Annotated in this window: 1 pseudogene; it reads right to left on the bottom strand. The window is 76.5% G+C overall.

Annotation, left to right across the window (positions count from 1 at the left end):
- Positions 1-725, bottom strand: a pseudogene (locus ABZW11_RS41040) (PucR family transcriptional regulator); the annotation flags it as partial.
- Positions 726-810: the final 85 nt, after the last annotated feature.

The following is an 810-nucleotide window of genomic DNA, read 5'->3' as shown; positions in this document are numbered from 1 at the left end:
TCGGCCAGCGCGGTGAGCCGCCGCCCGGTCAGCGGCCTGTCGCAGGTCGCCCACACCGTGCCCAGGACCTCGCGGCCGGCCCGCGCCGCCACCGCCATCCGCCCCGTCAGCCCGTACGCCGGGTCGGGCTCCACGAAGATCGGCCCGTCCGACGCGGCCAGGCGCGACAGCACCCCTCGTTGCTCGAACAGCTCGCGCAACCGCTCAGGCACCTGCCTGGCCAGGATCGTCTCCAGCCGCGCCGGGTCTCCCGCCTGCTGCGAGCGCGAGTACGCCAGCACCCGCGACAGCCGGTCCTCGATCGTCACCGCCGCCCCGACCACGTCCGCGAGGCTGTCGGCCAGCGCGAACAGGTCCGTCGGGCCCCGCCCCGACTCGGTCTCCCTGCCTTCCAGCACCAGCCCGTACACGACCCCGGTGAGCTGGCTCCACGACACGGCGGGGTCGATCAGCAGCACCGCGACCCCGGCGTCCTGCGGCACCTCGCGCGCCGCCGCCTCGCCCGCGCGCACCAGCACCGCCGTCGCGCGGGCCGCGCTCGCCCACGCGATCGCCTCCGTCACCGAGGCCGCGCCCACCGCCAGCAGCACGTCGCCCGTCACCCGCTCGTCGGTCGGGTCGGGCATCGCGACGCTGCGCAGCTGCGCCGTGCGCGCGTCCGTCCGTCCGGCCAGGCGCACGCCGTACCCGCCCAGCACGTTGACCAGGCGGTCCAGTCTGACCACGGTTTGTCCTCCGTGTCCGGGTTGCGTGGGGGGGCGCGCCGGGCCCCCCCCCCAACAGCCCCGTGTAGGCGGCGTAGTAACCGCG

Source organism: Nonomuraea sp. NPDC004580, assembly GCF_040609855.1.
In the GTDB taxonomy this organism is placed as follows: domain Bacteria; phylum Actinomycetota; class Actinomycetes; order Streptosporangiales; family Streptosporangiaceae; genus Nonomuraea; species Nonomuraea salmonea.
This window is presented reverse-complemented; position numbering and strand designations above follow the sequence as displayed.